The following is an 8802-nucleotide window of genomic DNA, read 5'->3' on the forward strand; positions in this document are numbered from 1 at the left end:
CGTGACGACCGTCCGTCCGGTGGTTTCCGCCGTGACAACGACCGCCCGTCCTTCAACCGCGACCGCCGGGACGACCGACCCTCGGGCGGCTTCCGTTCCAACGACCGCCGGGACGACCGCGGTGGCCGCTCCTTCGACCGCCGGGACGACCGTCCGTCGTTCAACCGAGACCGTCGTGACGACCGTCCGTCGGGCGGCTACCGCTCCGGTGGCAGCGACCGGCCGTTCAACCGCGACCGTCGTGACGACCGTCCCTCCGGCGGCTTCCGCTCCGGTGGCGGCGACCGTCCGACCGGCCGCCGCGACGACCACCGGGGCTCCGGCACCAACACCGGTTCCTTCGGCCGCCGCGACGACAAGCCGCGCTGGAAGCGCAACGGCTGAACGCGGTGAGGACCTCCTGAAGGCCCGCTGAAAGGTCTGCGGAAAGCGGGCCCGCTCTTCACGAGTGGGCCCGCTTTTCTTTTCGCTTCCGCCACATGAGCAACCGCTGCTAATATCCGGCGACTTGCACAGGGGCGCGGCTGGGGGGCTTCGCGCAATTCCTTGCGGCGGGCCGCCGTTGATCACCTGTGCCTCCATGCCTTTCGGGCATTTTCGGGGAGGAATGACCCTCTTGGTGCGCCTTGCTTCTTCACCCACCCGTGCCGTCGGGCGCCGTCGCACCGTCCTGGTCGCGCTCACCGTGGTCGCGGCGGGTCTCGGCACGATGCCGAGCGCCGTCGCGGCGGATGCGCCGACCCCGGTGCAGACAGGCGGGGTCTGGGGCATCGACTTCGCCGGCGGAACGCTGAACACGGTGGAAGTCGCGGCGAACGGCCTGCAGTACGCCTACGCGCGCCGGATCGCCCCGGACGGGACGACGGCCGGCGACCGGACCTCGATGGGGTTCGTCGGCACCTACGCGACCGGCGACCACATCAAGCGCGTGCCCTGCGACGCCGGTTCCTGCGTACCGATGCGCGCCACAGGCAACGGCCATCTGGGCCGCTTCGGCGTCGACAACGGCCAGGAATATGCCCAGATCTGGCTGACGGCGAACAGCTACCACTCGTCCGACGAGCCCGGTGTGACGGGTGGTCAGTTCGTGGACGCCACCGGACGTTACTTCGTCTACAACGCGGAATCGACCGGCAAGCAGTACATCGATGACGTCAGCGAATACCGCACGACGAACGTGCGGATGACCCGGTCCATCACCGCCGCCTCGGTATGGGGATCGGCGCTGTGGACGGCGAGTTCCACCGCCGGAGCCATTACCGCGACCGACCTCGAACAGAAGAAGGTCGTGGAGACGGTCGCCACCGGCGCGCCCTGTGTGATCAAGGAACTTCACACCGTCGGCCGCTGGATCTACTGGAACTGCGGTACGAGTGGCGCGGCCGGGGTGTACGACCGGACGGCGAGGAAGAGCTTCGCCGTTCCGTCCGGCGCCGCACTCGTCGGCGACGGCTATCTCGTCCAGCACGACCGGACCGCCGAAAAGCTGGTGCTCACCGACTTCCACACCGGAAATTCCGCGGCGCCCCGGGAGATCGCGGACCTGTCGGCGGGCAACACCGTCGACCAGCGCAGGCTGACCTGGGCCGTGGACAAGTTCGGCGGCGGCATCGCGTACGTCGGACCGGACAAGGCGATCCGTATCGTGCGCAGCGAGGTGCCCGCGCAGCCGCTGGCGAAGATCGAGTCGGATCTCGGCGAGGGCTCCATCGACATCAAGGGCGTTGAGAACGGCCACTCCCCGGCCTGGAACAGCACCTGGCAGCTCAACAAGCCCGTGACCTGGAACTTCGTGGTGAAGGACGCCCGCGGGCGCACGGTCCGTACCTTCTCCGGCGGGCCCGGCACCGAGGTCGAGGTCAACTGGGACGGCCGGACGGACACGGGTGGCTACCCGACCAACGGGGTCCACACATGGGCGCTGACCGCCAGGGCGGCCGAGGGCGGTGGCACGTACGCCACCAGCGGAAAGATCTCGGTCGGCGGTGGCCTGCCGGGCCACCACGACCAGGGCGGTCACGACTTCGGCGAGCTGGTCACACTCAACTCGGCCGGCGAGCTGACCCTGCACTACACCGAGGGCAAGGGGAAGTTCGACTGGAAGCGCTCCGGAGCCGGCTGGCCCAAGGGCACGGTGGCGGTCCCGTTCGGGGACATGGGCAGCGACCGCTGCGCCGAGATGCTCGTGCGGATGCCGAACGGAGAACTGCGCCGGTACGCCGGGAAGTGCGGCTCCCCGTACACGCCGAACAACAGCCACACCTCGCTGGGCACCGGCTGGAACGCGTACAACGTGCTGACCGTGCCCGGTGATCTGACCGGCGACGGCCGGCCCGACCTGCTCGCGCGCAAGGCGTCGACCGGCGATGTCCACCTCTTCGCCGACGACGGTCACGGCAAGCTGAAGGCCGGGGTGAAGATCCGCTCCTCCTGGACCGGCTACACCAAGGTCGTGGGCGCCGGTGATCTCAACGGCGACGGATACGGCGATGTGCTGGCCCACCACAAGGACGGCACGCTCTACCGCTACGACGGCACCGCGGGCGGAAAGCTGAAGGAGCGCGTGAAGGTCTTCGGCGCGTGGGGCACCTCGTACAACACCGTCGTCGGGGTGGGCGACATCACCGGTGACGGGAAGCCGGACCTCGTCGAACGGGACAGCTCGGGCAACCTCTTCCGCAACGACGGCAACGGCAAGGGCTCGTTCGGCTCGCGCACGAAGATCGCGACCGGCTGGCAGGGCTACAAGGGGGTCTTCTGATGCGTGGAGGTTTCCTCATCGACCTCTGCACGACGGACCAGCGGGGCAGGCTCGGCGACCGTTGCCCCGCGATCGTCGGCAGCGGGGACATGGACCACGACGGACGGCAGGACATCCTCGCGCGGACCCCGGCGGGTGCGGTGTACCTCTACAACGCGAACCACACGGGGGGCTTCTCGGCGCCGAGGAAGCCGGCCGACACGCGCTGGAAGAAGTACGCGAAGATCACCTGAGCGATGCCGGATCCAGGGGAGGGCGCGTGCGGCGGGCCGCGACCCCTCCGCTGCCGGGGCGGGTTTTCCCAGTCGTGACCCCGGCGACCGCATGCCTGTCCCGGCGCGCGGGAATCGCTGGGTGCATGACAACCGACACAGGCGAGGACCGACCACCACCACCGGGCATATCCGACGAGGAGCGCCTCGCACAGCTCGGGTACACGCAGACGCTGGCCCGGCGCATGTCCGCGTTCTCCAACTACGCCGTCTCGTTCACGATCATCTCGGTGCTCTCCGGCTGCCTCACGCTCTATCTCTTCGGCATGAACACCGGCGGCCCCGCCGTCATCACCTGGGGCTGGGTCGGCGTCGGCCTGATGACGCTGTTCGTCGGCCTGGCGATGGCCGAGATCTGTTCGGCGTATCCGACCTCCGCCGGCCTCTACTTCTGGGCCCACCGGCTGGCACCGCCGCGCTCGGCCGCGGCCTGGGCCTGGTTCACGGGCTGGTTCAACGTGCTCGGCCAGGTCGCCGTCACCGCCGGGATCGACTTCGGGGCGGCGTCCTTCCTGGGCGCGTATCTGAACCTCCAGTTCGGCTTCGGGGTCACCCCCACCCGTACGATCCTGCTCTTCGCCGCCATCCTGCTGCTGCACGGCCTGCTCAACACCTTCGGGGTGCGGATCGTCGCGCTCCTGAACAGCGTGAGCGTCTGGTGGCACGTCATCGGCGTCGCCGTCATCGTCGGTGCCCTGACCTTCGTACCGGACTCGCACCGGTCGGCGTCGTTCGTCTTCACCGAGTTCGTGAACAACACCGGCTGGGGCAGCGGCTTCTACGTCGTGATGATCGGTCTGCTGATGGCGCAGTACACCTTCACCGGCTACGACGCCTCCGCCCATATGACGGAGGAGACCCACGACGCCGCGACGGCCGGCCCGCAGGGCATCGTCCGGTCGATCTGGACCTCCTGGATCGCGGGCTTCGTCCTGCTCCTCGGCTTCACCTTCGCCATCCAGTCGTACGACGGGGCGCTGAACTCGCCGACCGGTGCCCCGCCCGCCCAGATCCTCCTGGACGCCCTCGGCGCCACCACCGGCAAGCTCCTGCTGCTGATCGTGATCGGCGCCCAGCTCTTCTGCGGCATGGCGTCCGTGACCGCCAACAGCCGCATGATCTACGCCTTCTCGCGGGACGGGGCCCTTCCCTTCTCGCGCGTCTGGCACACGGTGAGCCCGCGCACCCGCACCCCCGTCGCCGCGGTCTGGCTGGCCGCCACCGGCGCGCTGGCGCTGGGCCTGCCGTACCTGATCAATGTCACGGCGTACGCGGCGGTGACCTCGATCGCGGTGATCGGTCTCTACATCGCCTACGTCATCCCCACGCTGCTCCGTCTGCTCCGGGGCGGCGACTTCACCCCGGGCCCCTGGCACCTGGGCCGCTGGTCCCGGCCGGTCGGCATCGTGGCGGTGGCCTGGGTCGTGATCATCACGGTGCTCTTCATGCTGCCGCAGATCTCACCGGTCACCTGGGAGACGTTCAACTACGCCCCCGTCGCGGTGCTGGTGGTCCTGGGCTTCGCGGCGACCTGGTGGCTGGCGTCGGCGAGGCACTGGTTCCTCAAACCGGATCACAAGGGGACGATCCCCCCGGAGATGTCCCTCTGACGGCCCGGGAATTCACCGAGTCGGGGCCCGGTGGCCGATACCCGATCGGCGGCCGGGCCCCGGCGGGCTATGCTCAGGGGTGATTCGCCGAGGGCCGTTAGCTCAATTGGCAGAGCAGCGGACTTTTAATCCGTTGGTTGTGGGTTCGAGTCCCACACGGCCTACCGGGCGAAGGGCAGGGGAAAACCCTCTGACCTGCAACGGAGCGCCCCGACCGGTTCTGCCCGGTCGGGGCGGTCGCCGTTCCTGGCAGAGACCGGTGGCACCCGTACGGGGGAGGCGGGTGCCACCGGCATGCTGGGGGCGTTACCGGCCGAGGGAGGCCACGCCGGCCTGGGCGAATTTCTCGTCGAGGTCGCCGCTCGGGGCGCCCTCGGGGCGTTCTTCCTGCGGACCGCCCGATACGCGCCGGTCAGACGGCCGGCTCGATGTTCTGGTTGGCGTGGAAGAAGTTGTGCGGGTCGTAGGTCCGCTTGACGGCCGCGAGGCGGTCGTAGTGGTCGCGGTAGGTGGCGCGCACCCGGTCCGGAGTCTCGCCCGCGCCGATGAAGTTCACGTACGCACCGCCCATGGAGTGCGGATGCAGTTCCTCCCAGTAGTCGACGCACCACTGCCTGAGCCGCTCGGCACTGTCCGGGTCCGGGTCGACGCCCGCGATGACGCCGGACCAGACCGCGTCCCGGTAGGCCCAGGCCGTTTCGTCCGGGGCGATCCGGTGGGCGGCCGCGTCGACCGGGTACAGGTGCATGATCGACAGGGCGGTGGGGAGGTTCTCGGCGTACTTGGCGTGTACGTCGACGGCGTCGTCGGTGATCCGGTCGAAGAAATTGCCGCGCCAGTACCACTGGAGACCGGCGGGGAGCAGTCCGTCGAACATGGACTGCAGCGCGGTGTAGGGCATCGGAGCCGTGAAGTGGAAGGAAGGCGGGCCCGGGTCCTCGACGGGCTTCAGGGCCGCTTCGAGGAGTTCGGGCTCGCCCGTCCAGCACCACACCACACCGCACATCTTCTGGCCGTGGATCTCCTCCGGGAACGGCGGACCCGGTGGCACGGTGAGAGCGGCGAAGAAGCCGTTCAGGTCCTCGGGGGCCTGCGGCAGGAAGTCGCGGTACCAGCGCAGCACGTCCTTGATCCGGTCGACCGGCCAGACGGTGATGGCGACGCCCACGGTGTCCACCGGGTGCAGCCGGAAGGTGAAGGAGGTGACGACGCCGAAGTTCCCGCCGCCGCCGCGCAGCGCCCAGAACAGGTCGGGGTGGCTGGTGGCGTCGGCCGTCACCGTGGTGCCGTCCGCCAGGACCACGTCCGCGGCCAGCAGATTGTCGATCGTCAGGCCGTATCTGCGGGTGAGGTAGCCGTGGCCACCGCCGAGGGTGAGGCCGCCGACGCCGGTGGACGACAGGATTCCGGAGGGCGTGGCCAGCCGGAACGCATGGGCGGCGTGGTCGAGGTCGCCGAGGGTGGCGCCGCCGCCGACCGTGGCGGTCCGCGCGCCGGGGGCGATGTGCGCCCAGCGCATCGGCGAGAGGTCGAGGGTGACGCCGTCGTCCACCAGGCACAGCCCCGCGCCGCTGTGCCCACCGCCGCGGACCGCGAGCGTGAGGCCTTCGTCCCGGACGAGATCGACCGCCGCCATGGCGTCCGCCGTGTCGGCGCAGCGCACCACCGCCGCAGGATGTCTGTCGATCATTGCGTTGTAGACCGTGCGGGCCCGGCGGTACTCCGGGTCCTGCGGGCCGATGACGGGACCGCGCAGCGCCGTCCGCATCGCGTCCAGGTCTTCGAGTGTGGTGCCGTTCATGGCCGGGCCATCTCCTCGCGCTCCGAGATGGGGGCCGCGCCCCTCGGCCTCCCGCCGTGGCTGTTGTCTCAAGCCTCCTCGCGGTCCTGGGGCCCTGCCAGTCCGCCGGGCCGGGCTGAGGGAGAGATACGCGCCGCGCGGGGCGGTTCAGACGAGGAGCTTCGTCTTTGCCCGCTGGTACTCCTCTTCCGTGATGGCGCCCCGGTCCCTGAGCTCGGCGAGCTTCGTCAGGTCGTCGACGTGACTGCCCTTTCTCGCGGCCTCGCCGCCCGCGTCGGCGGTGCCGGCGGCTTCGCGTACGTACGCCTTGAAGGCCGCGTCGCGTTCCTGGGCTTCCTTGATGTCCCGCTTGCTCATGGACTTGCCGCGCACGATCACGTACACGAGGACGCCGATGTACGGCAGCAGCAGCGTCAGGACCAGCCAGCCCGCCTTGCCCCAGCCGCCGAGGTCGTGGCTGCGGAAGATGTCCGTGATGACCTTGAACAGCAGGAAGAGCCACATGACCCAGAGGAAGAACCAGAGCATGGTCCAGAAGAGGTCGAGCAACGTGTAGTCGTCCACGGATCGCTCCTCGATCAGCGCGAGTTCATCGCGGCGATGGGTGACGGATAAAACAGTCATATCACCACACATATGCGTCCGCTCGTCGTCGTTATTAGCCCTTTCGTCACCATCTGTGATGGCTGGTGCGGAGTACCGTGGAGATGTCGAGGGGGTGGTGCATGCACAGGGCAGATGAGTCCGCCCGCAGCCCGGTCGGGGCGATCGGCCGTGTGACCGTGCCGATTCCGCTCGGTGGGCCGGGCGAGGTGCTGGTGGCCGTACGGGGTGGGTCCGAGGCCTACACCGCATGGTCGGCGACGTCGATCGACAGGGACGTGCGCGTCGTTGTCATCGACTCGGTCTCGGCGCGCGGCGTGATCGTGGAACGCCTGCCGTCCTGAGCCGAAGCAGCGACGTACACACGGAAGCAGCACACACGGCAGGAGTCTTCCGATGTTCTTCTGGCACGTTCCCGCCCCCAACGAGGCGATGCTCATATCCGGTTCCAAGGGGCAGACCCGGGACACACAGTTCCGGATCGTCACCGGGCACGGCAGCTTCGTGCTCCCGGTGAAGCAGAAGGCGCGCATGCTCTCCCTGGCGCTGCGCGAGGCGGAGATCACCGAGGACTGCGTCACGCAGCAGGGCATCCGCCTCAACGTCCGGGCCGTGGCCGTCTTCAAGGTCGGCGACGACGCCGTGTCCATCGCCAACGCGGCACGCCGTTTCCTGACCGAGCAGGACCAGATGGAGGAACTCGCCGGGCGGATCTTCGCCGGGCACCTGCGTTCCATCGTCGGCGGACTGACCGTCGAGCAGATCATCCGCGAGCGCAACCGGGTCTCCCAGGAGGTCATCGCGGGCAGCCACGGCGAGATGGAGAAGCTCGGCATCGTCGTGGACGCCCTCCAGATCCAGGAGATCGGCGACGCCACCGGCTACATCAAGAACCTCGCGGCCCCGCACGCCGCCGCAGTCGCCAGCCAGGCCCGGATCGCCGAGGCCAAGGCCGACCAGGAGGCCAGCCAGCGCGAGCAGCAGGCCGCCGCGCTCAAGGCGGAGTACGAGCGCGACACCGCGATCAAGCGGGCCGGCTTCCTCGCCGAGACCGAGCAGTACAACGCCCGCGCGGCCCAGGCCGGGCCGCTCGCCGGGGCCAGGGCCTCGCAGGAGGTCATCGAGGAACAGACCGCCCTCGCCGAGAGGCAGGCCTCGCTCGCCGCGCAACGGCTGGAGGCGGAGGTCCGGCGCCCGGCGGACGCCGAGGCCTACCGACAGCGCACTCTGGCGGAGGCGGCCCGTGACCGGATGAAGTTCGAGGCCGACGGCAACGCGTACACCGAGCGGACCCTCGCCCAGGCCCAGGCCGACGCCAACAGTGCGCGCGCCGCCTCGCTGCGTGACGGCAACCAGGAGCTCATCGCGGCCAACCGCATCGTGGAGAACCTGCCCGCCCTCGCCGACGCGGCCGCCCGGGGCATGTCCGGCGCCGACCTGACGGTCCTCAACGGCACCAACGGTGTCAACGAGATGGCGGCGGGCGTCGTCGGCCAGGGGCTGGCGATCCTCCACGCGCTGCAGCGCGGCGCGAACCCGATGAAGCCTGCGGTCGACGGGAAGGCCGCTTCCACGCCCCGTATCTCCGGGACGAACCCGTCCTGAAGCAGCCGGGGTGAAGGCCGGGCGAACCCGAGTGGTCAAAAGGGCGCCGGAGATGCCGTAGAGTTGGGTTCACCGACGCGGGGTGGAGCAGCTCGGTAGCTCGCTGGGCTCATAACCCAGAGGTCGCAGGTTCAAATCCTGTCCCCGCTA

At 69.4% G+C, this 8802-nt stretch carries 7 protein-coding genes, 2 tRNA genes and 1 pseudogene; 8 read left to right on the top strand and 2 right to left on the bottom strand.

Annotated features, from left to right (window positions below):
- The 5 genes and pseudogenes from IE107_RS32640 to IE107_RS32660 all read left to right on the top strand — a co-directional run.
- A pseudogene (locus IE107_RS32640) lies at positions 1-384 on the top strand (DEAD/DEAH box helicase); the annotation flags it as partial.
- A 223-nt stretch (positions 385-607) separates the two neighbouring features.
- Positions 608-2761: an FG-GAP repeat domain-containing protein gene (locus IE107_RS32645; protein ID WP_189547977.1), complete on the top strand. Its 2154-nt coding sequence runs from the start codon at positions 608-610 to the stop codon at positions 2759-2761.
- Positions 2761-2994, top strand: coding sequence for an FG-GAP repeat protein (locus IE107_RS32650; RefSeq protein ID WP_189547978.1), 234 nt, complete (start codon positions 2761-2763; stop codon positions 2992-2994). The genes IE107_RS32645 and IE107_RS32650 overlap by 1 nt, the downstream gene beginning before the upstream one ends.
- Before the next feature lie 125 nt (positions 2995-3119).
- Positions 3120-4643 (top strand): amino acid permease, encoded by a 1524-nt coding sequence (locus IE107_RS32655; RefSeq protein ID WP_189547979.1) that lies wholly within the window; start codon positions 3120-3122, stop codon positions 4641-4643.
- 91 nt (positions 4644-4734) lie between these two features.
- A tRNA-Lys gene (locus IE107_RS32660) sits at positions 4735-4807 on the top strand.
- A 248-nt stretch (positions 4808-5055) separates the two neighbouring features.
- Here IE107_RS32660 and IE107_RS32665 read toward each other — a convergent pair.
- Positions 5056-6444, bottom strand: coding sequence for an FAD-binding oxidoreductase (locus IE107_RS32665; protein WP_189547980.1), 1389 nt, complete (start codon positions 6442-6444; stop codon positions 5056-5058).
- A 147-nt stretch (positions 6445-6591) separates the two neighbouring features.
- Positions 6592-7008: an SHOCT domain-containing protein gene (locus IE107_RS32670; protein WP_189547996.1), complete on the bottom strand. Its 417-nt coding sequence runs from the start codon at positions 7006-7008 to the stop codon at positions 6592-6594.
- Positions 7009-7169: 161 nt separating this feature from the next.
- On the opposite strand from IE107_RS32670, the gene IE107_RS32675 reads away from it, so the two are divergent.
- The 3 genes from IE107_RS32675 to IE107_RS32685 all read left to right on the top strand — a co-directional run bounded on the left by IE107_RS32675 (position 7170) and on the right by IE107_RS32685 (position 8802).
- A complete protein-coding gene (locus tag IE107_RS32675; protein WP_189547981.1) occupies positions 7170-7391 on the top strand; it encodes an NfeD C-terminal domain-containing protein in 222 nt (73 codons plus the stop codon).
- A gap of 52 nt (positions 7392-7443) precedes the next feature.
- Positions 7444-8652 carry an SPFH domain-containing protein gene (locus tag IE107_RS32680; protein ID WP_189547982.1) on the top strand — a complete coding sequence of 403 codons (1209 nt, stop codon included), beginning with the start codon at positions 7444-7446 and terminating at the stop codon, positions 8650-8652.
- A 76-nt stretch (positions 8653-8728) separates the two neighbouring features.
- Positions 8729-8802, top strand: a tRNA-Met gene (locus IE107_RS32685).

This window comes from Streptomyces gelaticus, from assembly GCF_014649535.1.
Taxonomy (GTDB): Bacteria; Actinomycetota; Actinomycetes; order Streptomycetales; family Streptomycetaceae; genus Streptomyces; species Streptomyces gelaticus.